Consider the following 23,492-nt stretch of genomic DNA (forward strand, 5'->3'; position numbering starts at 1 on the left):
AGTTCCATCCGGTTCCGGTGAGGCCGGCCGGATCGACAAAACGCACGCGGCCGCTTCGAGCATCGGTGCTCAGAACCGCGCGAGATTTGGTCTCTACGGCCGGGTTTCTTGCGTATGGGTTGAAGGGCCCGTGCGGGCCGCTTCCGAAGAAGACAGGATCAACTTTGCGCTATCTCAACGAAAGGTTGTGCGTGTGGAGCGGCATTCGTCGCATCGAAGAGCCGATTGCCGCTCGATGGATGATTTTGTCGTGACGAGCGGTCGGGCACAGAGCTCCAAAAGCTGAGGAAACACAGGGGCATAATGCCGCGGAGGGTGGCCGGCGCCGGCGTGCGGAGATGCCGGAGCGGGAGAGGCGAGCCGTGCCGCCGCGACGAAAGCGGCGAGGAAACACGCGAGATCGTGCGCTTCCCGCAAGGATCTGAGGTCGCCCAGCCCCATGCCGCTCAGATGACCGGGAGGAGGGGCGATCGGGTGGGGCCCGCCAATTCGAGGCCCCATCGCCCGACATACTACCCCTCATCGCTAGACGGAGCTCAACTGACGCGCCAGATGATGGCGCACTGATCCGAAACTGGATGCGATGTCGCTTGGGGCTTGATGCGATGGCGCGAAGGGACCGGTTTTCAGCTCCGGGCAACGCCGGACCTAAAAATGCGGGGGAGCTCTTCGGCTAAGGAGGCCAAGACGATGAGCGCCATGCATACGTTTTCACTCAAGACAGAGGTTGTCTCTGGGGTGGGTACCCTCGAGCGGCTTCGTGAGTTCCACGGCGAGCGGGTCGGTATCGTCACCGATGCGCTTATGGTGAAGCTCGGTGTGGCGGACCGGGTGCGCCAGTACCTTTCCGGCTCCGCCGTCACGATCTACGACAAAGTCACTCCCGATCCGCCCATTGCCAGCGTCAAGGAAGGGGCGAGGGAGCTTTCCGCCTTTCGCCCGACGATCATCATCGGCCTCGGCGGAGGCTCGGCCATCGATGCAGCGAAAGCGATACTGGCCATCCTGCGGGAGATGAACAGCCGGAGCCGCATCACCTTCATCGCCATTCCGACGACGAGCGGCACCGGCTCCGAGGTGACGGCTTATTCGGTGATTTCCGATCCCGAGAAGGGCACGAAGTTCCCGCTCGTCTCCGACGATCTGATTCCGGATATCGCGCTGCTGGAGCCGGAATTCGTGCGCACCGTGCCGCCCCAGATCACGGCGGATACGGGCATGGATGTGCTGACCCATGCTCTGGAGGCCTATGTCGCCCATTGCGCGACCGATTTCTCCGATGCTCTTGCCGAGAAGGCTGTCAGCCTGACCTTCAAGAACCTTCCCGTGGTTTTTGCCGATGGCCAGAACGTCGAGGGCCGGATTGCAATGCACAACGCCTCGTGCATGGCCGGCATGGCTTTCAACTCGGCCGGGCTCGGTCTCAACCACGGGCTGGCGCATGCCATCGGAGGCCGCCTGCATATTCCGCATGGGCGCATCAACGCCATGCTCCTGCCGTACGTGATCGCGTTCAATGCCGGTCTCGACACGAACTCTGCGGAGCCCGCGGCAGAGCGCTATGCGCGTTTGGCGCGGCTCCTCGATCTTGAAGGCGAGACAGCCCTGCAAGGCACGCAGAATTTGATCGACGCGATCGTGGGCCTGAACAAGCGCTTTGGAGTCCCGTTGACGCTCAAGGCCTTGGGCGCCGACATGGATGTGCTGGCTGAGAGCAAGGATGCGCTCGTTGCTTCCGCCTTGGCGGATTTCTGCACGTCCGGAAACCCGCGCAAGGCAAGTGCGGAGGATGTCCGGCGGATCATCGAAAAGGTGGCTGGCTGAGGCGCCGGCCCTGTCGATTCCCGGGCGATTAAGGCGTCGTCCGGGTCTTGCCAATCTCGTTGAGCCGTCTTCAACCGTCTCTCGGCGGCCCTTTCCTGGCGTTGCAATTTTACGGGAAAGTGGGGGATCCACACTTGGCGCTCGATTCCCCGGAACTGGGCTTATGCGCAGTCCCGGCCGCCAGACAAAGGCCGCGCCTCAAAGGCGCGGCCGGGCGCTCTCTCTGAGTCGAGAGGCGCCGCGCGGCCGGATAAGCGCGTGTCTCCCAATCCGTTCCTCGAGACACCGGCTGGTCTAAAAAGCGCAGTCTTTTCAGGGTGAAAATGGTGCCGCCTGAGGGGCGACAATCCATCGCCGCCGAACCGGCCGACAATACTGGTTTCGATCCACGCCCCTGCGTGAGGGGCGACATCGGCGGACGCCGTCGGCGGTTTCCGTGCGCATGTTTCGATCCACGCCCCTGCGTGAGGGGCGACCGGCGGAGCACCTTCGGAGCGTCGAGAGCGTGACCGGTTTCGATCCACGCCCCTGCGTGAGGGGCGACGCACTCGTGGAGTTTTCTGCGTGCCTGTTCCAAGGTTTCGATCCACGCCCCTGCGTGAGGGGCGACGCGCAACAATTATATGCAGGTCATCGGCGGGTGGGTTTCGATCCACGCCCCTGCGTGAGGGGCGACGACAGCCATCGACGACGCTGGCAAGCGTCTCAATGTTTCGATCCACGCCCCTGCGTGAGGGGCGACGCTGACTTATAATTTCGACGTGGAGCCCTTAGAGTTTCGATCCACGCCCCTGCGTGAGGGGCGACATGCGTGGGACAACCTGTCCCCGTCGCAGCAAGAGTTTCGATCCACGCCCCTGCGTGAGGGGCGACGGCAGATAGGGCACGGGCCATGGGCATTCTTGAGGTTTCGATCCACGCCCCTGCGTGAGGGGCGACAAGTCTGGCGGGCCGCGTTCGGATTAGCATGACGGTTTCGATCCACGCCCCTGCGTGAGGGGCGACGCAGAGCTTCCCGCGTGATCATATCGATCGTAAGTTTCGATCCACGCCCCTGCGTGAGGGGCGACCGAAATGGAAGCTGCTGGCGGAAGAGGCTCTGTCTGTTTCGATCCACGCCCCTGCGTGAGGGGCGACTTCCGCCTGGAACACCGCCTCGCGATGGCGCAAGTTTCGATCCACGCCCCTGCGTGAGGGGCGACTTCGTCGCCGTGAGGGTGTAATTGCCGGTAAGAGTTTCGATCCACGCCCCTGCGTGAGGGGCGACTTGTCCGGATCTTCTGCGTCGGGGAACTCGCTCTTGTTTCGATCCACGCCCCTGCGTGAGGGGCGACCGGCCTTTGCGATCTGTAGGAGAGCAACGGACATCGTTTCGATCCACGCCCCTGCGTGAGGGGCGACGGCCTCACGATAAAGCGAGACCAAGGCAGAGAAAACGACGATGTTTGCGCGAACCGGGCCTCGGCGTGCGTCTGGAAGACGGCGCTCCGGGAAAGGCTTCCGTTTCAGTGCAATGTTTTCAGGAGGTTGGGGCGTGCGCGAACCTGCCGGGAAAACGCGGCACGCTTGCGGTTCGCGATAGCTCTTCAGCGTTGCCACCGCTTTCGGTGGAGGATCATACGATCAGGGGGCCTTCAAGATCGGATGCTGGCTTGGCGCCAACATGTTCGACGCGGCGTTGCCCTTTTGCACCAAGATAATAATAGCGCAGGCTGTCGGCTGCCGGATCGATAATGCCTTCCAGCCGTCCCTTCAGTTTCGTCCATTGGGCCGGGTCGACCTCAATCTCGAAGACCGAGAATTGCACGCGCTGGCCGAAATCGCGGCAAGCCTTGGCGATGCGTCGGAGCCGCCTGGCACCGCCCGGGTCACTCGTTCTCACGTCATAGGTTACGAGAACCAGCATCGTCTATTTCCAGAACCAGGGCGGGTAGGCGTCGAGGTCGCCGCGAAGATGCCGCGAGAGCATCTGCGCCTGGATGTACGGGACGAGGCCGAGCGGTGCTTTTTCGCCCAGGAAGGGGTGGAGAAGCTCTTCACGCTTGCGTTCCTGCCAGGCCGTCAGAACGGTGCGACGAGCCTCGTCACGCATGATCACCGCGGCGCCCTCGCGTGTCTCGAAATCGTCGGCAGCAAGCTGCCTGCGATTGATCAACGACAACGCCAGCCGGTCGGCCAGTACGGGGCGCAACTCCTCCATCAGGTCGAGCGCAAGGCTCGGACGTCCAGGGCGGTCGCGGTGCAAGAAACCTACGGCCGGATCGAGTCCGACGGCTTCCGCCGCACCACGGCAATCATGCGTCAAAAGCGTGTAGAGGAAGGAGAGGAGCGCGTTGACGGGATCGAGCGGCGGGCGACGCGAACGGCCGCGAAAACGCATGTTACCGTCTTCGACGCGGATCAGATGGTCGAAGACGGTGAAATAGAGCGCTGCAGCCTCGCCTTCGGCGCCGCGCAGCGCTTCTGCGTCACCTCCGCGAAGTTCGACCCGTCGCAAGATCTGGGCAAGTCGCGCAACCGCGTTTTCAAGGGCCTGGTGCGCTCCTTCGCTCAGTCCGGAGCCATGGTCGCGCAAACCTCGCATCAAGACAGTGCGCTGGTTGGCGATCTTGCCCAAAAGGAGGGCGCGGACGATGTCGACAGGCGTCGCGGAGGCGGCGTATTGGGCGCGCCGCAAGAGCACGTTACCGCTGACGGGCCCTTCGATGCGTGCTTGAAAACGGCCGACGCGGTCGAGAAGCACGATCGTCATACCCTGTGCGGCTGCTGCCCCGATCATCGCGGGTGAGACGGCGATCGGGCCGAACAGAACGATCGAGGCGAGCATGTGGAAGGGAACGCGCGCCCGCTCTATGCCTTCGACCGAGACCACGGCGTTTTCTCCGTCCTTGCGAAGTGCGGCGCCCTCGGTGGTGACGTAGAGCGTGTTGAGGAGCTTCTTCATCCAGCGTTTCCCGGCACTTCTGCAAGGAGGTCGGCGAGCCTCTGCCGTGTCCAGGCGCCGGCGGAGCGGACTACCGCCGTCGGACGGCAGAGCTCGGCGAGCGAGCACGCCCGACACCGGCTCTTGTGAGGCGTGGGAGCGGGCGTCACGTGCTCCGCAAAGATGGTGCGGAGTTCGGCAGCCGTCTCTTCGGTCAACGCGCGCAGGCCGGTGTCGAAAGTGATGGCGACACGTCGGCGCGTCTCGCCATAGAAGAGCGCGCCTTCCGGCACGGGCCGTCCGAGCATCTCTTCGAGGCACAAGCCCTGGGCGCAGAGCTGCACCTCGTCGGCATGATGGGCCTTCGGCTTACCGCGCTTATACTCGACGGGCAGCGGCACTTCGCGTCCGTCTTCCGTGGCATGGAATTCGACTAAATCGGCGACGCCGGCGAGGCCGAGGCGCTTGCTCGCAAGCGGCAGCGAAAAGACGCGACGCACACCGCGGACACGGCGCTGGCCGGGACGGTCCGCCGTAATGTGCAGGATATCGCCTTCGGCCGTGAAGCGGTTCTCCGCCCACATGCGTTCCAGATGGATGAGCGCGGCTTGGCGCGGGCAATAAACGGCATGCTGAAGGGCGGAGAGGGGAATGGGCTCGCCGCTCTCAACGGTGGCTTGTGTTGCAGGAAGATCCACCGCCACCGCCATTACAGCCGCTCGATGATCTCCACCCCGTCCGGCATGTTCTCCCGGTCGATCGTCACGGCATAGTCGGAAAAGGCGCGGGCGGGAGGCGCGTTGTCGAGGCGTTCGCTGCCCGGCTCGTACGTTTCGCCCTTGAAGGCGCGCCAGATTTTGACGCGATCGAAAAGGCTATGGGCGGGCGCGTTGCCGAGTGCGGTTGCATGGCGGAAGACGATGAGCTTCCTGGTCGCCATCTCGCCGCGTGCGGCCGAATGGTCATGCTCGAACATGGCTTCCAGCGCTTCCATAAGGAGTGCCAGGTCATCGTCCGAAAAACCGGTGCGCTCCGCAAGTTTTGCAGAGATGAAGCCATGGGCACGATAGAGGCCATAGGGGACAATGTGCTTGCGCCCCATGGTGCGGTTCTCCGTGCGGGCATTGTCGTCATCGACCTCGCCTTCGCGGCGTTCTTCTTTTTCTCTGGCGGTCGTTGCGGCCATGCGGGTGATGGAAATCTCCTGCGGCACGATTGGCTCGACCGATTGGGCAAAGGTCATCTGCACAGGGCCACGTACCTGACCGCAATTGATGCCTGTCGACATGACGGCCCCGAAGGTGCGGACATCGAAGAAATTGTCGCACATGAAGCGGCGCAGCTTGTCGGCTTCCTCGTCGCCATGGGGGTTGAGCTTCGCACCATCGACCTTTTCGCCCGGCCGGATGGCCTTGTAAGCCTCACGGTGTTTTTCGTTCAGGATTGCGCCTTCTTGCACGTAGATGGCCCGGCCGCTCTCTCCTCCATGCGCGATCTCCATGTAATTGCGGATCTTGCGCTTCAGACTGACGTCGGAGACGAGGCCGTGGCCCGTTTCCGGATCGAGCCGGGGCAGGTTTCCCGCATCGGGATCGCCGTTCGGATTGCCGTTCTTGACGTCGAAGATCAGAACGAAGTCATGGCGCTGCGCAAGATCAGGCATCGGTCGAAGTCTCCTCAGACGAAATTTCTTTGGGTGCGAAAAAGGCGTTGCGTTGGTGGTAATAACCGAGGCCGAAAAGAGCCTGCTCGGTGGCGGACAAGGTCGCGGGGAAGGGGTCGGAATTCGGATCCATCAGGTCCATGATCTCGCCGATCGTGCGCTCCATATGGATGCGCTGGCCCGGCCGGACCTTGCCGATCTTCGACAGATGGTTGGCTGAACCTGCCTCCAAGAGTGCGAAGACTTTTCTCGGCTGGGCGGAGGCCGCGCCGTAGAATTTGTCCTTGATGGTGGCGTTGACGCTGCGGCCGAGTGCGCCGGTCTGGGCGTGCTCGTAGGCCGCGAAGAGGCGGCCGAGCAGATAGCCTTTGTTACGATTGTCCGGGTCGAGCGCCACAGGAGCCTCCTTTTCCTTACGGAAATTGCGAACGAGAATGGCTTTCAGCATCGACGCGCGGCGGGCGTTGATGATCCCGTCAGAGCGGATGCGCATGAGAACCGTATTGAGAAGCGTCAGCGGGTAGGGCGTGCCCGTCAGAATTGCGCGCGTCCACTCGCCGGCGAGGTTCGGCGGGACGTTTTCGCGCTTGCCGAGGACCGCCGTCTCGGAAAGATACTGCCAGAGCGCCGGCGTGCCGTGTGGGTCGGGCGGCGCGATGCGCATGTCCGCGGTGTAGCGGCCGTAGTTTTTCGCGAGCTCGCCGAAACTCTCCGCCAGCCAGAAACGGACGGAAATGCGCGCAGCGTTCGGCGCCAGGCCCAGCACGTAAAAGCGAACGCCCTCGCCGAGCTTCGGTTCGACGTCTTTCAGCGCCTGGCCGGCGCGGATTTTCTCAAGCACGATGCCGACCCGCTTGGCCGCGGCTTCGTCCTCGGCGGCCGACGCCTTAGTGTCCGCTCCGCCGACCATCGCTCCAAAGATACTCTCCGACAGAGCGGCCATTTGCGCATCGTCTGCTTCCGCCCAGAATACGGTCGAGGCGTCGCCGATCTGCACGCGATGGCCGGAGCCCCTTTGGAGAAAATGGTTGAGTGCACCGGTATAGGCCTCTGCCGCGCTCTCGGAGACGGGGGCGTTGTCGCCCTGCGAATGGCCGTAGGATTCGAAGGCAGGCCAGTTGAATCCGACAATCGTGTCTGCGGCTTTCTGTCCAGGTTTGGCCCACATTCCCTTGATCGCCGGGTGGAGCCGGGCGGTCGGGCCGTGCTGTCCGCTAACGAGGCAGAGTTGGCCGGAACGGCCCTCGCCGTTCTTAAGAAGGGCGCGGGCCGCCGGGCGGTCGTGCAGATAGATGTGCCGAAGCCGCTCCTCCTCCAGCGCGAAGACGGTATTCTCGTCCTTCATCTCCTCGGCGAAGTGTTCCTCGAACATTTCCGGCTTCCAGAGGTCGAGAAAGCGCAAAAAGGCGAGAAGGCCCGGATCGTCACTCGTCCCGATCAACGCGCGATGATGTTCGACGAAGGCTTGATGCTCCTGCGCCGTGCGCGGCTTAGGCATCTTCGTCACGCCCAGCGTGTAGGCCGTCTTATCCCAAAGGGTATTCGGAAGGATGTTGGAAGCGCGCTTCACCGGGGCCGGCACCGACATCTGCCGCGCGACCTTTTTCTTGCCTTGCGCTTCCCTCAGGTCTGTGACGGTCGCGATCGTCCCATCGGGGTTTAGTCCAATGGCGAGCCCGACCTTCTGCATCGCGAAACCTGGAGGTGGTGCGTCGGGAATCCGTTCATAGGCGCGCGCCAGGGATTGAAGGATGGTCATCGCAGGATCTCCGGCGAGCCGGGGGGAGGCACCTTCACGACGCCGTTTTGAAGCATGGCCCGAAAAAAGAGTGACGGCCGCCCCTTTGCCTGGTGGTCGATGTCGAAGAGCATGAAACCGAGATCGCGAGGGCTGCCGTAGCCGAGCTCGGCCGTATGTGCGGAGGTGTCGGGTTCGGGGATTGGTTCATCCGGTTCGATCAAGCGGAAGCGGGCGTCGAACTCCCGCGTGCCGAGGCAGGGCTGGTGGAAGCACTGCCCATTGCGCGCCCGGCGATTGAACATGTCGAGATGCTTGCCTTCATTGTCCTGCGGTCCGGCCTTTTCCGTCATCTCGAAATGCGCGGCGATGACGTAGGCGACGTCGACGAGGATGGTGGAGGCGCGCTGCTGGCGGTCGTCGTCGACGAGGAGGGCGAGGCCGGAGAGATCGCCGCGATTCATCGCCGTCTTGGCATTGCGGGCCGAGGCTTTGTGACCCACCTCGTTGCGCCGGATGGATCGGAAGCGGATCGGCTTCAGCACATGGATTTCGTCGATCACCCAGCGGATCGCCGGCTTCCAGTGGATCGCCTCCAGAATGCCGCGCGCGGCCGAGGGCGTCATCACGTCATAGGAGACGCGCTCCACCTTCATTTCGGGTCGGGTGAAGCAGGCGAAGGGACCTGAGACCAAAAGACGGATGCCGTAGGTCATGGTGAATCGCCCCCACCTTTGTTTTCTCGGTTACTGATTATCTCGTCTCTTATGGAGATCATGCAACTGGGCCGCGTAGCCGCAGAGAAGGTCGTTTTCTAAGTGATGGTGTTTTCGAGCTCCAAGTACTCTGCATTCTCCCAGAGCAGACCAACGTCTTCCTCGTAGAGCGTGTCCGTCTTCAGGATCGCGAACTGTTTCTTCCGCAATTCCCGATGTGGAAAGACGATATGTTCGTTTGTCTTGAGGAGTGCCCGCGCCCGGGGCGGGACCGAGACAATATACGGCTGTAATTCACGGGCGATCCGACCCGAGGAAATCTCGGGCACTTCTAGGTTTCTAACCGCTTTCCGCGCCTTCTCGTCGCGGGCGACGATCACCGGCGCCATGCCGTCTTCGATCATCCGGTAGTGTTCGGCGATGGTGCGATAGGCAATGTCCGGACCGTAGCTCTGCGAGAATTTTGAAAGATGGAGGATCGGCTTGCCGAGGCGTTCCTCACCGGCCTGCCAGTAGACCTCATGAAAGTAGCGCTCGATGGCCTCCGGCGCGAAATGGTTGTCGAAGAGATCCTTCATCCGCTCCATGCTGCCGATGAGGCTTTTGATTTCGGCGGGCGGCGCATGGTCCGGGTCGGACGGCCTGAAAACCGTGACGACGCTTTCGTCGACTGGTCGCCGCATCTCACGGTTCACCCGCCCCGCGGCCTGGGCGATCTGATCAAGCCCCGCTTCGGCCCGCCAGGCGACGGGAAAATCGACATCGACGCCCGCTTCGATCAGTGACGTGGCGATCAGACGGCAGGGGCGTCCCTCGTTGAGACGCGTTTTCACGTCAGCCAGGATGTTGCGCCGATGGGCCGCGTATTGCCGGGTCGTCAGATGCACGAGCCCGTCGAGCTCCTCCATCTGCGCCGCCCGGTAAAGATCGAGCGCGTGGCGGCGGCTGTTGACGATCATGAGCGCCTGCGGATGGTCCTTCAGGGCTTCCACGAGATCCTCGTCACTCATCTCTCTGGCGAACACGAGGCGCACACGCTCGAGGGCCTTGTGAAGTCGCGGCGGGTCGGGTGCGAGCTCGCGGCCGTCGAGATCGAGCGCCAGGAGATGGTCGGGCTTCAGCGCCTTCAGCTTGCGTGCATCGAAGGCGGGCTGCGTCGCCGTGCACAGAACGATTGAGCAGCCGTAGTTGCGGCAGAGCTCGTCGATTGCCCAGACCGTCGGTGCCAAGAGCTTCTTCGGCAGGGTCTGTGCTTCGTCGAGCACGATGACGCTGCCGGCGATGTTGTGGAGCTTGCGGCAGCGCGAGGTGCGGGCGCCGAACAGACTCTCGAACAGCTGCACATGCGTTGTGACGATCACGGGTGCGGCCCAGTCTTCCATGGCGAACCGCATCTTGCCCTTCATCGATCGGGTGCTGTCCGCTGGGCCGACCTGGCCGGTCTCTTCGTCTTCGATGGCAGAATGATGCTCCAGCACCAAATCGTTGCCCAGGATCTCCCGGAAGATCGCGGCCGTCTGGTCGATGATGGACGTGAAGGGAATCCCGAAGATGATCCGGCGATGGCCGTGCTGTTTCGCATGGTCGAGCGCAAAGCCGAGCGAAGCGAGCGTCTTGCCGCCGCCGGTCGGGACGTTGAGCGTGAAGAGGCCGGGCGCCATTTCTGCGCGTGCCCGCGCAGTGGCGAGGATTTCGGCCCGCAATCGGCCGATCTCGCTCTGCGGCTCGCCGAAGGCGGCGATCCTCTTCTCAAAGGCGTCCAAAAACGTGGGCAAGCATTCCGCAAGGTTCGGCCAGTCGCGGTCCTTCGCGACGTCTCCGGCTTTCTCGTAGAAGAGCTCGGTCTCCTTGAAGTCGGCATCGACGAGACAGGAGAAGAGCATGCGCCCGAGCATGGCGAAGCGGAAGGCGCGTTGGGGCTCGTTGGGGGCTTGCCAGTCGAACGGCGGCATGAGTTCGGACGGCGTGTCAGGAACGACGGTCTGCCAGCTTGCGTTGAGCCTTTCCATGGCAAAACCTTCCAGGCGCTCCTCGAGGGAGCCGGGCTCATGGCTGGCCCGGTCGGGCAGACCCGCGTGGTGGCCGGCGATCGCCTGCGCCATGAGCCAGGCGATCCACTGGTTCGGCGCATGCGCGAAGAGACCGAGAACGGCCTTCGCACCGGCCGTGGAATGGTCGACCGGTTCGCTCGCGCCTTGCAGTCGCGCCTGGAACGCTGGCGAGAATTTTCCCAGGTCATGCAGGGCGCCGCAAAACGCGGTGGCCTCTGCAATCTTCAAGGGCGCTCCGAATTCGCGTGCCCGCCGCGCCACGGCACTGAGGTGGTCAGAGAGAAGCTCCCAATCGCAGCAATCGGTCGCCTTGGTGGAATGGGCGTAGAATTCCATTTTCCTTCACTATCGCGGCTTTGCGAAGCCGAAGTACGTGTTGGTCATGAATCCCAGAAATATTGGCGCATCGCTTGTTCAAGCTAATACTGAAATTCAATATGCGAGCGAATATCGAGATATTCTCAAATGTTATCTCCATTCACGTGATGTGTGGAGGGTAATCGAGTCGCATGCCGGCGCTGTGTGGGCGGAATGGCCGTGGGTGCGCGGAGGGCCGGCGCTCTGGTTTTTCAGTGGAAGACGTCGTCGTCGGGCACGCACTCCGGCACACGGCGGAGACATGGGCGATGCAGTCGGGCGTTGACAATGGAAGGTGGCCGGTTTCCTGGGCATGAGCCGGCAGACTGCAGAGAAAGTCTAGGGCCATCATCACCAGATCATCAGAGAGACGTGAGTGACGTCTTTTCTCTCGGCCGGGCAGGGATGTCGCTCCGTGCGGCCGGATGATTTTGTTGGTGGTGTTTTTTAAGAAACGGCAGCTGATTAAAAAGGCGAGATATATCAATGGTGAAAATGGTGCCGGCTGAGGGACTCGAACCCCCGACCCCCTGATTACAAATCAGATGCTCTACCAACTGAGCTAAGCCGGCATGACGCGTGACGGCAGAGACTGGCTGGGCCTCTGGTGCGCCTTCAGGGCTCCAAATTCCGCCATTTGACGCCGCCTGGAGCCGATATTCCCTAACCGCTCCTTCTGACAGGCGCAACAGCTTCGTCGGCGGGCTCGCAAGCCTGTCACAACGAGTGCCTTTTCGGACCAACATGCGGGGCCAACGAGGCTGCGCGATCGGCCTCGATGCCTGTCAGGGGATGCCTGTCAGGGGCGGAAGCTCGGGCAGCGATGACGGTGAGGGGAGGAAACCATGAATCGACCGCGTTCCGACGCCCGGCGGTAAAAGAAACGTGATCGGACCTTTTCAATGGGGAACATGCAGCTGCTTAATTTGTTAGCATTCTAAGAATGGTTGGCCGCACGAGAATCTTGTGGTGCGGTCCTCAGGAGATTTTCGTCATGCAATCCAGGTCTACTCGGGCAGCAATCGCGATCGCGGCAGGGCTTTCGATGGTGATTGCATCTCTCTCGCCGACGATGGCAGCGATGCCTCGCGCGCCCCAGGCTTCACCGGCGAGTGGTGTCGAAGCCCCTCTCATCAAAGTGCAGGATCGTCACTGGCGGGGCGGCCACCGCATCGGGCCTCGTGCGCCCCGTCGCTACTATAACGGCCACCGATATCGCGGTCATCATTACCGCGGGCGGCACTACCGTGATCGGCACTACCGCTACGGGCGCCACTATTACCGGCATCGCAACAGGAACAGCATTGGAGCGGGTGTCGCCGGCTTGGGTCTTGGGCTCGCTCTCGGCAGTGCCATGGCCCAGCCGCGCTATTATGCGGCCCCTCCGGCCTATGCCGGAGCACGGCCCGCCCCTTGGTCGCGCGAATGGTACGCCTATTGCGCCTCGAAGTACCGCAGCTTCGATCCGCGCAGCGGCACGTTTCAGCCCTATAACGGCCCGCGCCGCCTCTGCCGCTGAGGCAACTTAGCGGCTTTCGGAGCGGCTCGCTTCGTAAAGCGCGATGGCTGCCGCATTGGAGACGTTGAGACTTGCGATCGGCGGACGTGTGGGAAGCCGCACGAGCCGATCGCAAGTCGCAGCGGTTTTTTCACGCAGGCCTTTGCCTTCGGCGCCGAGTACGAGAACGGCGGGTTTGGGCACGGGGGTGTCGCCGAGCGCGTCCGTGGCCTCGCCGTCGAGGCCCAGAAGGTGGAAGCCTGCGTCTCGCAGTTCCTCCAACGCATTGGAGAGATTTCTCACCCGCACGATTTCGACATGTTCCAGCGCACCGGAGGCGGTCTTCGCAAGAACGCCGGTCTCTGACGGCGAATGGCGCGCCGTCATGATCAGAAAACTCGCGCCGAAGGCGGCGGCGGAGCGAAGGACCGCGCCCACATTGTGCGGGTCCGTCACCTGATCGAGCGCGACGATCATGTCGGCTCCGATGCAGTCGGAAAGTTCAGGCTCGGGCAAGGGGTCGCAGAAAAGCGCGACGCCTTGATGCACCGTGTCGGCGCCGAGCAGTTTGTCCATCTCGCGGGTCGTCGACGGTTCCGGCCATTCCATGTCCGGCACGAGGCCTTTGAGCCGGTTGAGCGCATTGGCCGTTGCGACGAGCCGATGGATCTTTCTCTTCGGATTCTTCAAGGCTTCGCTGACGGCGTGAAAGCCGTAGATGACCGAAGGCGAATCGGCCGGGGGCGTGCGCGGGCTTCGTCGAGTGGGCCGTCCGCTCTTCTCGCCGGGGCGACGGCGCCTTCTCATATTCGTATCGTTGGACATCGCTTGCTTGCTCAATTTACCGGCTTCTCCCTTCGCACCGAACTTCAGGGAATGGCAACGGTGGGCTTTCGTGTTGCGGGCGTTGACAGGCCGGGGCGCCACCTGCATATACGCCGCCACCGACGGTTTCGGTTGACCAACCGAGACCTCGCTTTCGCCAGTCGTTTCGACGGCCGCACCGGAGGGGTGCCCGAGTGGCTAAAGGGGACGGGCTGTAAACCCGTTGGCTATGCCTACGTTGGTTCGAATCCAACCCCCTCCACCAGCGGCCCGCGAAGCGCTGTGCGGGTATAGCTCAATGGTAGAGCAGCAGCCTTCCAAGCTGAATATGCGGGTTCGATTCCCGCTACCCGCTCCAGATTTCGACAAGAGCCGTACCTAGACCCGCTTTGCGCCGCGCAGCGATTGCGCGGCGTCTTGATGCGCGCGTCACTTTGGGGCTCTGCTGCATGACCCCGCCGACAGCGTGCCGCCAGACCTTTGCGGCGTCTCGCCAGGATCGTCTTTGTCGCGTGCATGTGACGCACGGCCTCTTGCACCATCGCGCGGACCATCGTACTAGGCGCGCCGAAAATCCCCGTCGAACTCAGCCTTGGTAGAGGGAAATGGCAAAAGAGAAATTTTCGCGCACGAAGCCGCATGCGAACATCGGGACGATCGGTCACGTCGACCATGGCAAGACGACGCTGACGGCGGCGATCACGAAGTTCTTCGGCGAGTATCGGGCTTACGACCAGATTGATGCGGCGCCGGAAGAGAAGGCGCGTGGCATCACGATCTCGACGGCGCATGTTGAGTACGAGACGGAGAAGCGTCACTACGCGCATGTCGACTGCCCTGGGCACGCGGACTATGTGAAGAACATGATCACGGGCGCGGCGCAGATGGACGGCGCGATCCTGGTTGTGTCGGCGGCCGACGGCCCGATGCCGCAGACGCGTGAGCACATTCTGCTCGCCCGTCAGGTCGGTGTTCCGGCGCTTGTCGTTTACATGAACAAGGTCGACCAGGTTGACGACGAGGAGCTTCTTGAGCTCGTCGAGCTCGAGGTTCGCGAGCTTCTGTCGTCCTACGAATTCCCGGGCGACGACATTCCGGTGATCAAGGGCTCGGCGCTTGTGGCGCTCGAGGACGGCGACAAGGCGCTTGGCGAGGATTCGATCCGCGCTCTGATGGCGGCTGTCGACGATTACATCCCGACGCCGGAGCGTCCGATCGACCAGCCGTTCCTGATGCCGATCGAAGACGTGTTCTCGATCTCCGGCCGTGGCACGGTCGTGACGGGTCGTGTGGAACGCGGTCAGATCAAGGTGGGTGAGGAAGTCGAGATCGTCGGCATCCGCGACACCCGCAAGACGACGGTGACGGGCGTCGAGATGTTCCGCAAGCTGCTCGACAGTGGCCAGGCGGGCGACAACATCGGCGCGCTGCTTCGCGGCATCGACCGCGAGGGCGTGGAGCGCGGGCAGATCCTGTGCAAGCCGGGTTCGGTGACGCCGCACACGAAGTTCAAGGCGGAAGCGTACATTCTGACGAAGGAAGAGGGTGGTCGGCACACGCCGTTCTTCACCAACTACCGTCCTCAGTTCTACTTCCGGACGACGGACGTGACGGGTGTCGTGACGCTGCCGGAAGGCACCGAGATGGTGATGCCGGGCGACAATGTGACGATGGACGTGACGCTGATCGTGCCGATCGCGATGGAAGAGAAGCTGCGCTTCGCCATCCGTGAAGGCGGCCGCACCGTCGGCGCCGGCATCGTCTCCGAAATCATCGAGTAACCGCGATCGGGCGTGGAGAGGGGCCGGCCGTGACGGATTGCTGCGGATTGGCCTTTCACGCTCGAAGGTTGCTCGGTTGCGCTTGCGCCGGCAGCTGCATCTGTGTAGTTCCAGCGCAGGCGAGTCGGCCGCCATGGTCGCTCAAGCGAATTTCGTTCCGGCAAATCGCATTTCGCGATGATGCCGGATGAAGGGGTGTAGCTCAGCTGGTAGAGCACCGGTCTCCAAAACCGGTGGTCGGGGGTTCGAATCCCTCCGCCCCTGCCAGATTACAGACGGGATCGCGATCCACTCTTAAGGGAGCCTTAATGAGGGGGTTGCGTCGACGGATGAAACTGACTAACTAGAAGGTTCGGAGGCGCGCGGTCAGGGTGATCGCGCGCCTTTGAGTTCGGCGGCATGGCGAAAACCAATCCTTTTCAATTCCTACAGCAGACGCGGACCGAAGTCGGCAAGGTCACCTGGCCCACTCGGCGCGAGACGCTGATCACAACCGTGATGGTCTTCGTCATGGTATTTCTGGCGGCGATTTTCTTTTTCGTCGCGGACCAGATTATGAGCTGGGGCGTCGGGTTGCTGCTCGGCGCCGCCGGCTGAGCCCGCAAGGCAGAGATTGATGGCGAAACGCTGGTATATCGTCCACGCCTACTCGAATTTTGAGAACAAGGTCGCCGAGTCCATTCGCGAAAAAGCGGAGGCGGCGGGGCTCGATCATCTGATCGATGAGATCCTGGTTCCGAAGGAGAAGGTCGTCGAGGTGCGCCGCGGCCGTAAGGTCGACGCAGAGCGCAAGTTTTTTCCGGGCTATGTGCTCGTCAAGATGGATATGACCGACGAGGCGTTCCATCTCATCAAGAACACGCCGAAAGTGACCGGCTTTCTTGGTGCCGACAACAAGCCCGTGCCGATTCCCGACTCGGAAGCCGAGCGCATCATGGCGCAGGTGCAGGAGGGCGTCGATCGTCCGAAGCCTTCCGTCAATTTCGAGATTGGAGAGCGAATTCGTGTTGCCGACGGACCTTTCGCGTCCTTCGAAGGCAATGTCGAGGAGGTCGACGAGGAGAGGGCGCGCGTCAAGGTGGCGGTGTCGATCTTCGGTCGCTCGACCCCCGTCGAGCTGGAATACGGGCAGGTCGAAAAGCTCTGACCCGAATGGCCGCCGGTCCGTGCGATCCGGTGGTCGAACGGAAGGCTTCGGTCTTCCAGTTGAAGTGTGGGAGGTCGGGACGGTGGCCACAGCGTCCCATCAAGGCCGAACCACGCGTCGCGCCGCGCCGCCGGGGTCTGTCTCCGGGCGGCACATAACGGAGTGAAAGATGGCAAAGAAGATTACAGGGTACCTGAAATTGCAGGTACCGGCGGGTGCGGCTAATCCGTCTCCGCCAATCGGACCGGCGCTCGGTCAGCGCGGTCTGAACATTATGCAGTTCTGCAAGGATTTCAACGCCGCTTCTCAGGAAATGGAGAAGGGTTCTCCGGTGCCGGTGGTGATCACCATCTTCGCCGACAAATCCTTCACCTTCGCGATGAAGACGCCGCCGGTGTCGTACTTCCTGAAGAAGGCCGCCAAGGTCCAGAAGGGCTCGAAGGCGCCGGGCAAGGATGGTGCTGGCAAGGTGTCGCGCGATCAGGTGCGCGAGATCGCCGAGCAGAAAATGAAGGATCTCAACGCGGCCGACGTCGAGGCGGCGATGCGTATGGTCGAGGGCTCCGCGCGCTCGATGGGTCTGGAAGTGGTGGGCTGACGTCATGGCGAAAGTAGCAAAGCGTATGCAGTCGATCTCGGAAGGCATCGATCGCGAAAAGCTCTACGCCGCCGATGAGGCGGTCCGCATGGTCAAAGAGCGCGCCAAGGCGAAGTTCGACGAAACCGTCGAGGTGGCGTTCAATCTCGGTGTCGATCCGCGTCACGCCGACCAGATGGTGCGTGGCGTCGTCTCGCTGCCGAACGGTACGGGCCGTACGGTCCGCGTCGCCGTCTTCGCGCGTGGCGAGAAAGCCGACGATGCGCAGAAGGCCGGTGCCGACGTCGTCGGGGCGGAAGACCTTGTAGAACAGGTTCAGAATGGCCAAATCAACTTCGATCGGGTCATCGCCACGCCGGACATGATGCCGCTCGTCGGTCGTCTCGGCAAGATTCTCGGGCCGCGCGGCATGATGCCGAACCCAAAGGTCGGAAGCGTCACGATGGACGTTGCCAAGGCCGTCAAGGACGCCAAGGGCGGTTCGGTGGAGTTCCGCGTCGAGAAGGCGGGTATTGTTCACGCCGGTATCGGGAAGGCCTCGTTCAGCGAGGAGGCGCTCGTCGAAAACCTCCGCGCGTTCACCGAGGCGGTCAACCGCGCCAAGCCGAGCGGCGCCAAGGGATCGTACCTTCAGCGCGTGACGATCGCTTCGACGCAGGGACCTGGTGTCAAAATCGACGTCAGCTCGCTGTCTGCGAGCTGAGTAGAAATTCCAGCCGGAGCGATCCGGCCGGAAAGGCCGCCGGCAAGCCGGCGGCCGACCTGTCCGAGACTGCAGGTGAGGAATTTTGTCCTCTTAAGCCCGAGTGTCACGAAGGGCCTGCATGAGACGGTGATGGGCCGAATTCGCCGAAAGGCAGTCGGTTCGAACCTCAGCCCCCGGGTTTCCGGGGCCCGCGCCTTCCGTCGCGAAGGCAGGGGGACAGGCGTTCACCGCCGCCCTCTCCGCAAGGAGTGGCCCGCAAGGGCAGGGCGGCAGAAGCGAAGCCGTCTCCCTGTCAAAAGGTGGGGAGGCAGATGAGGAAGAGGCAGTGGATAGAGCGCAGAAAAGCGAAATGGTCGACAGCCTCAACGGCGTGTTTTCGGACACGGGCGTTGTGGTCGTTGCCCGCTATTCCGGCCTGACCGTCGCCGACATGACCGACCTTCGCGGTCGCATGCGCGCTGCGGGCGGGAGCCTCAAGGTGGTCAAGAACCGCCTCGTCAAGCTCGCTCTGAAGGGCACGGACGCCGAGCATATCAGCGATCTGTTCCAGGGTCCGACGGTCATCGCCTATTCAGATGATCCCGTCGCTGCCCCCAAAGTCGCCGCAGACTTCGCCAAGGCGAAGGAGAAGTTCGTCATTCTCGGCGGCGCCATGGGTGCAACCAACCTGGACAAGGACGGAGTGGAGGCACTTGCCAAGCTTCCGTCGCTGGATGAGCTGCGTGCCAAGCTGGTCGGCATGATCAACACGCCTGCCACCCGCCTTGCGGGTGTCACTCAGGCGCCGGCCGGACAGCTTGCCCGGGTTTTCGGAGCGTACGCGAAAAAGGACGAGGCGGCTTGAGGCCGACCTTGAAGAGACCAATCCGGTTCGAACCGACAAGGAACTGAGTAAATGGCTGATCTTGCTAAGATTGTGGACGATCTGTCCAACCTGACCGTGCTGGAGGCCGCTGAGCTCTCCAAGATGCTGGAAGAGAAGTGGGGCGTTTCCGCCGCTGCTCCGGTTGCCGTTGCGGCTGCCGGTGGCGCTGCCGGCGGCGAGGCTGCCGCGGAAGAGGAAAAGGATGAGTTCGACGTCATCCTCGCCTCTGCCGGCGACAAGAAGATCAACGTCATCAAAGAAGTCCGCGCCATCACCGGCCTCGGACTGAAAGAGGCGAAGGATCTCGTCGAAGGCGCTCCGAAGCCGGTCAAGGAAGCGGCCTCCAAGGCCGAGGCCGAAGAGATCAAGAAGAAGCTCGAAGAAGCCGGCGCTACCGTCGAGCTCAAGTAAGCTTCTGTTGGCGCACAGAGTTTTGTGCGTTTGAGATTGGGCGGTCCCGCATAAACGCGGGGCCGCCCGCAGGCTTTCTCGATGGTCGCCCGTCATGGCGACCCTCCAGACAGCCGTCAACATCCGCTCCGAGCGAGGACGAGGACCATCCATGGCGAACACTGCCGTTCAGACCGCAAGCTTTTCCGGCCGCCGCCGCATCCGCAAGTTCTTCGGTCACATCACCGAAGCGGCCGAGATGCCGAACCTGATCGAGGTGCAGAAATCCTCCTACGATCAGTTTCTCATGGTGGAAGAGCCAGAGGGCGGCCGCGGCGACGAAGGCATTCAGGCCGTCTTCAAGTCCGTTTTCCCGATCACGGACTTCTCCGGCCAGGCGATGCTGGAGTTTGTGCGCTACGAATTCGAGCCGCCGAAATACGACACTGACGAATGCCGGCAGCGTGACATAACCTACGCCGCGCCGCTCAAGGTGACGCTGCGGCTGATCGTCTTCGATGTGGACGAGGATACGGGTGCGAAGTCCGTCAAGGACATCAAAGAGCAGGACGTCTATATGGGCGACATGCCGTTGATGACGGACAACGGCACGTTCATCATCAACGGCACCGAGCGCGTCATCGTCTCCCAGATGCATCGCTCGCCGGGTGTCTTCTTCGACCACGACAAGGGCAAGACGCACTCCTCGGGCAAGCTTTTGTTTGCCGCCCGCATCATTCCGTATCGCGGCTCCTGGCTCGACATCGAGTTCGACGCCAAGGACGTCGTGCATGCGCGCATCGACCGCCGCCGCAAGATTCCGGTCACGTCGCTTTTGATGGCGCTCGGGATGGACGGCGAGGAAATCCTCTCGACCTTCTACGACATCGTGACGGCGACGCGCGGTGACAACGGCTGGATCGTTCCCTTCGACCCGGAAAAGCTGCGTGGGACGAAGGCGAGCGAAGACTATGTCGACGCGGCGAGCGGCGAGGTCGTCGTCGAGGCCGGCAAGAAGATCACCGCCCGTCTGGCGCGTCAGCTGGTGGAAAAGGGCGTCAAGTCGCTGGTCGTCTCCGACGAGCAGGTTCTCGGCCGTTTCCTCGGCGAGGACATCGTCAACTTCGAGACGGGCGAGATCTATGCGGAGGCCGGCGACGAGGTCTCCGAGAAGATGCTCGATCAGCTTCGCGAGCTCAATCGCAACGAGATCGCGCTCCTCGAGATCGATCACGTCAATGTCGGCGCTTATATGCGCAACACGCTGGCGGCCGATAAGAACGAGAGCCGCGAGGACGCGCTGTTCGATATCTATCGTGTGATGCGCCCGGGCGAGCCGCCGACGATCGAGACGGCAGAGGCGATGTTCCAGTCGCTGTTCTTCGATCCGGAGCGCTACGACCTCTCTGCGGTGGGCCGCGTGAAGATGAACATGCGCCTCGACCTTCAGACCGAGGACACGATGCGGGTCCTGCGCAAGGAGGACATCCTTGCGGTCATCCGCATGCTCCTCGACCTGCGTGACGGTCGCGGCGAGATCGACGACATCGACAATCTCGGCAATCGCCGCGTGCGGTCGGTCGGCGAGCTGATGGAAAATCAGTACCGCGTCGGCCTTCTGCGCATGGAGCGCGCGATCAAGGAGCGCATGTCGTCGGTCGAGATCGACACGGTGATGCCGCAGGATCTGATCAACGCCAAGCCGGCGGCCGCCGCGGTGCGCGAGTTCTTCGGTTCGTCGCAGCTGTCGCAGTTCATGGACCAGACCAATCCGCTGTCGGAAATCACCCACAAGCGGCGCCTGTCGGCGCTCGGACCTGGTGGTCTGACGCGTGAGCGGGCCGGCTTCGAAGTGCGCGACGTGCATCCGACCCATTACGGCCGCATCTGCCCGATCGAGACGCCGGAAGGTCCGAATATCGGCCTCATCAACTCGCTCGCCACTTTTGCGCGCGTCAACAAATACGGCTTCATCGAAAGCCCGTATCGGCGGATCGTCGAAGGCAAGGTGACGGACGAAGTCGTCTATCTCTCCGCCATGGAAGAGGCGAAGTACACGGTCGCCCAGGCGAACGCTCAGCTCGACGACGAGGGACGGTTCGCCAACGAGCTCGTCACCTGCCGTCACAGCGGCGACGTCTCGATGGTGTCGCGCGACAAGGTCGACCTCATGGACGTGTCGCCGAAGCAGCTCGTTTCGGTGGCGGCCGCGCTCATTCCGTTCCTGGAAAACGACGACGCCAACCGCGCGCTCATGGGATCGAACATGCAGCGGCAGGCCGTGCCTCTGGTGCGTGCCGAGGCGCCGCTCGTCGGCACCGGCATGGAGCCGATCGTGGCGCGCGATTCCGGTGCAGCGATCACGGCGCGGCGGACCGGCGTCGTCGACCAGGTCGACGCGACGCGTATCGTCATTCGGGCCACGGAAGAGATCGACACCTCAAAGTCCGGTGTCGACATCTACCGGCTGCAGAAGTTCCAGCGGTCCAACCAGAACACCTGCATCACGCAGCGTCCGCTGGTGCGGGTCGGCGAGCAGGTGCGCAAGGGCGAGGTGATCGCTGACGGTCCGTCGACGGATATCGGTGATCTGGCGCTCGGCCGGAACGTGCTCGTCGCGTTCATGCCGTGGAACGGCTACAACTTCGAGGATTCCATCCTCCTGTCGGAGCGGATCGTTCGCGACGACGTCTTCACCTCGATCCATATCGAGGAATTCGAGGTGATGGCGCGCGACACGAAGCTCGGTCCGGAAGAGATCACGCGCGATATTCCGAACGTCTCGGAAGAGGCGCTTCGCAATCTCGACGAGGCGGGCATCGTCTATATCGGTGCGGAAGTGCAGCCGGGCGACATTCTGGTCGGTAAGATCACGCCGAAGGGCGAAAGCCCGATCACGCCGGAAGAGAAGCTTCTGCGCGCGATCTTCGGCGAGAAGGCCTCGGATGTGCGGGACACCTCGCTCCGCATGCCGCCAGGAACCTACGGCACCATCGTGGAAGTGCGCGTCTTCAACCGCCACGGCGTGGAGAAGGACGAGCGCGCGATGGCGATCGAGCGCGAAGAGATCGAGCGTCTCGCCAAGGACCGCGACGACGAGCAGTCGATCCTCGACCGCAACATCTACGGCCGTCTGGCCGACATGCTGCGCGGCGAGGCGGGTGCCGCCGGACCGAAGGGCTTCAAGAAGGGCACTGAAATCACCGACGAGGTGATGGCAGAATATCCCCGCTCGCAGTGGTGGCTGTTCGCCGTCGGCGACGACAAGAAGATGTCGGACATCGAGGGCCTGAAGCAGCAGTACGACGAGAGCCGCAAGCGTCTGGAAAACCGCTTCATCGACAAGGTCGAGAAGCTGCAGCGCGGTGACGAGCTGCCTCCTGGCGTCATGAAGATGGTCAAGGTCTTCGTCGCTGTGAAGCGCAAGATCCAGCCTGGCGACAAGATGGCCGGCCGGCATGGCAACAAGGGTGTCGTGTCGAAGATCGTGCCGGTCGAGGACATGCCGTTCCTGGCAGACGGGACGCATGCCGATATCGTGCTCAATCCGCTCGGTGTGCCGAGCCGCATGAATGTCGGACAGATTCTCGAAACGCATCTCGGCTGGGCTTGCGCCAATCTCGGCAAGCAGATCGGCGAACTCGTGGAAGCCTACCGCAAGAGCGGCGACGTGCAGCCTTTGCGCTCACATCTGTCGGGCATCTACGACGACAACGACAAGAACGAGAAGATCTCGTCGTTCGACGATGAATCGGTCGTGCGTCTCGGTCATCAGCTCACCACCGGTGTGCCGATTGCGACCCCGGTCTTCGACGGTGCCAAAGAGGCTGATATCGACGAGCTTCTGGAAAAGGCGGGTCTCAACCGCTCGGGCCAGGCGCAGCTCTTCGACGGCAAAACCGGCGAACCGTTCGATCGTAACGTCACGGTCGGCTACATCTACATGCTGAAGCTGCACCATCTCGTCGACGACAAGATCCATGCACGCTCGATCGGCCCGTACTCGCTCGTCACCCAGCAGCCGCTGGGCGGTAAGGCGCAGTTCGGCGGACAGCGTTTCGGCGAAATGGAGGTCTGGGCCCTGGAAGCTTACGGCGCGGCCTATACCTTGCAAGAGATGCTGACGGTGAAATCGGACGACGTCGCGGGCCGTACCAAGGTCTACGAAGCGATCGTCAGAGGCGACGATACCTTCGAAGCGGGTATCCCGGAGAGCTTCAACGTTCTCGTCAAAGAGATGCGTTCGCTCGGCCTCAGCGTCGATCTGGAAGATTCCGAGAAGATGCGTTCTCTGCCACAGAGTTACGACAAGGATGCCGCAGAATAGTGCGGCATCCCATTGCCTCGACCAGACTAACCCAGCCGCTTCCCCCGGCGGCGCGGCGTCGCTTGGTGCGGCGCGAGGAACAT

18 protein-coding genes, 4 tRNA genes and 1 CRISPR repeat array are annotated in these 23,492 nt (G+C 62.5%); of the genes, 13 read left to right on the forward strand and 9 right to left on the reverse strand.

The genetic code is table 11. The features are described 5' to 3' along the window. Positions 1–690 precede the first annotated feature (690 nt). The gene (locus tag ACK8CP_RS04025) at positions 691–1,824 is read left to right on the forward strand and encodes a 1-propanol dehydrogenase PduQ (protein ID WP_414833422.1); all 1,134 of its coding nucleotides are present in this window, start codon (positions 691–693) and stop codon (positions 1,822–1,824) included. Between the two features lie 378 nt (positions 1,825–2,202). After that, positions 2,203–3,225: direct repeats of the CRISPR family, unit length 32 nt; unit sequence GTTTCGATCCACGCCCCTGCGTGAGGGGCGAC. A 214-nt stretch (positions 3,226–3,439) separates the two neighbouring features. On the opposite strand, the gene cas2 is transcribed toward ACK8CP_RS04025, so the two are convergent. The 8 genes from cas2 to ACK8CP_RS04065 form a co-directional block, all read right to left on the reverse strand. Then, positions 3,440–3,730, reverse strand: coding sequence for a CRISPR-associated endonuclease Cas2 (gene cas2 / locus ACK8CP_RS04030; protein WP_234628260.1), 291 nt, complete (start codon positions 3,728–3,730; stop codon positions 3,440–3,442). A 3-nt stretch (positions 3,731–3,733) separates the two neighbouring features. Continuing rightward, a complete protein-coding gene (gene cas1c / locus ACK8CP_RS04035) occupies positions 3,734–4,768 on the reverse strand; it encodes a type I-C CRISPR-associated endonuclease Cas1c (protein WP_234628259.1) in 1,035 nt (344 codons plus the stop codon). Further along, positions 4,765–5,445 (reverse strand): CRISPR-associated protein Cas4, encoded by a 681-nt coding sequence (cas4, locus tag ACK8CP_RS04040; protein WP_414833423.1) that lies wholly within the window; start codon positions 5,443–5,445, stop codon positions 4,765–4,767. The genes cas1c and cas4 overlap by 4 nt, the downstream gene beginning before the upstream one ends. 11 nt (positions 5,446–5,456) lie before the next feature. Then, positions 5,457–6,410, reverse strand: coding sequence for a type I-C CRISPR-associated protein Cas7/Csd2 (gene cas7c / locus ACK8CP_RS04045; RefSeq protein WP_414833424.1), 954 nt, complete (start codon positions 6,408–6,410; stop codon positions 5,457–5,459). After that, on the reverse strand, positions 6,403–8,169 hold the full coding sequence (gene cas8c / locus ACK8CP_RS04050; protein ID WP_414833425.1) for a type I-C CRISPR-associated protein Cas8c/Csd1: 1,767 nt from the start codon (positions 8,167–8,169) through the stop codon (positions 6,403–6,405). The genes cas7c and cas8c overlap by 8 nt, the downstream gene beginning before the upstream one ends. Then, positions 8,166–8,864, reverse strand: a complete 699-nt coding sequence (cas5c, locus tag ACK8CP_RS04055; protein WP_414833426.1) for a type I-C CRISPR-associated protein Cas5c — start codon at positions 8,862–8,864, stop codon at positions 8,166–8,168. The genes cas8c and cas5c overlap by 4 nt, the downstream gene beginning before the upstream one ends. Positions 8,865–8,962: 98 nt before the next feature. Next, a complete protein-coding gene (gene cas3, locus ACK8CP_RS04060) occupies positions 8,963–11,251 on the reverse strand; it encodes a CRISPR-associated helicase Cas3' (protein ID WP_414833427.1) in 2,289 nt (762 codons plus the stop codon). Between the two features lie 517 nt (positions 11,252–11,768). After that, positions 11,769–11,844: transfer RNA gene (locus ACK8CP_RS04065), tRNA-Thr, on the reverse strand. 422 nt (positions 11,845–12,266) lie between these two features. On the opposite strand from ACK8CP_RS04065, the gene ACK8CP_RS04070 reads away from it, so the two are divergent. Then, positions 12,267–12,791 carry a BA14K family protein gene (locus ACK8CP_RS04070; RefSeq protein ID WP_414833428.1) on the forward strand — a complete coding sequence of 175 codons (525 nt, stop codon included), beginning with the start codon at positions 12,267–12,269 and terminating at the stop codon, positions 12,789–12,791. A gap of 6 nt (positions 12,792–12,797) precedes the next feature. On the opposite strand, the gene rlmB is transcribed toward ACK8CP_RS04070, so the two are convergent. Beyond that, on the reverse strand, positions 12,798–13,577 hold the full coding sequence (rlmB, locus tag ACK8CP_RS04075; protein WP_414833429.1) for a 23S rRNA (guanosine(2251)-2'-O)-methyltransferase RlmB: 780 nt from the start codon (positions 13,575–13,577) through the stop codon (positions 12,798–12,800). A 198-nt stretch (positions 13,578–13,775) separates the two neighbouring features. Between rlmB and ACK8CP_RS04080 the strand changes: the two genes are divergently transcribed. The 11 genes from ACK8CP_RS04080 (at position 13,776) to rpoB (ending at position 23,409) form a co-directional block, all read left to right on the forward strand. After that, a tRNA-Tyr gene (locus ACK8CP_RS04080) sits at positions 13,776–13,860 on the forward strand. A 19-nt stretch (positions 13,861–13,879) separates the two neighbouring features. Next, a tRNA-Gly gene (locus ACK8CP_RS04085) sits at positions 13,880–13,953 on the forward strand. A gap of 247 nt (positions 13,954–14,200) precedes the next feature. Further along, entirely contained in the window at positions 14,201–15,376 is a 1,176-nt protein-coding gene (gene tuf, locus ACK8CP_RS04090) for an elongation factor Tu (protein ID WP_234628248.1), read from the forward strand. Between the two features lie 191 nt (positions 15,377–15,567). Continuing rightward, positions 15,568–15,643, forward strand: a tRNA-Trp gene (locus ACK8CP_RS04095). Positions 15,644–15,775: 132 nt separating this feature from the next. Continuing rightward, on the forward strand, positions 15,776–15,973 hold the full coding sequence (gene secE / locus ACK8CP_RS04100) for a preprotein translocase subunit SecE (RefSeq protein WP_092816647.1): 198 nt from the start codon (positions 15,776–15,778) through the stop codon (positions 15,971–15,973). 19 nt (positions 15,974–15,992) lie between these two features. Beyond that, on the forward strand, positions 15,993–16,523 hold the full coding sequence (gene nusG, locus ACK8CP_RS04105; RefSeq protein WP_234628253.1) for a transcription termination/antitermination protein NusG: 531 nt from the start codon (positions 15,993–15,995) through the stop codon (positions 16,521–16,523). 169 nt (positions 16,524–16,692) lie between these two features. Then, entirely contained in the window at positions 16,693–17,121 is a 429-nt protein-coding gene (gene rplK / locus ACK8CP_RS04110) for a 50S ribosomal protein L11 (RefSeq protein WP_092816651.1), read from the forward strand. Between the two features lie 4 nt (positions 17,122–17,125). After that, positions 17,126–17,824, forward strand: coding sequence for a 50S ribosomal protein L1 (rplA, locus tag ACK8CP_RS04115; protein WP_234628252.1), 699 nt, complete (start codon positions 17,126–17,128; stop codon positions 17,822–17,824). A 328-nt stretch (positions 17,825–18,152) separates the two neighbouring features. Beyond that, on the forward strand, positions 18,153–18,671 hold the full coding sequence (rplJ, locus tag ACK8CP_RS04120) for a 50S ribosomal protein L10 (protein WP_414833430.1): 519 nt from the start codon (positions 18,153–18,155) through the stop codon (positions 18,669–18,671). A 51-nt stretch (positions 18,672–18,722) separates the two neighbouring features. Further along, a complete protein-coding gene (gene rplL, locus ACK8CP_RS04125; protein WP_092816657.1) occupies positions 18,723–19,103 on the forward strand; it encodes a 50S ribosomal protein L7/L12 in 381 nt (126 codons plus the stop codon). 151 nt (positions 19,104–19,254) lie between these two features. Then, complete coding sequence (rpoB, locus tag ACK8CP_RS04130; protein ID WP_234628251.1) at positions 19,255–23,409, forward strand: DNA-directed RNA polymerase subunit beta; 4,155 nt, start codon at positions 19,255–19,257, stop codon at positions 23,407–23,409. Positions 23,410–23,492: the final 83 nt, after the last annotated feature.

Origin of the sequence: Afifella sp. YEN Y35, from assembly GCF_047553465.1 — a bacterium.
Taxonomy (GTDB): domain Bacteria; phylum Pseudomonadota; class Alphaproteobacteria; order Rhizobiales; family Afifellaceae; genus Afifella; species Afifella aestuarii.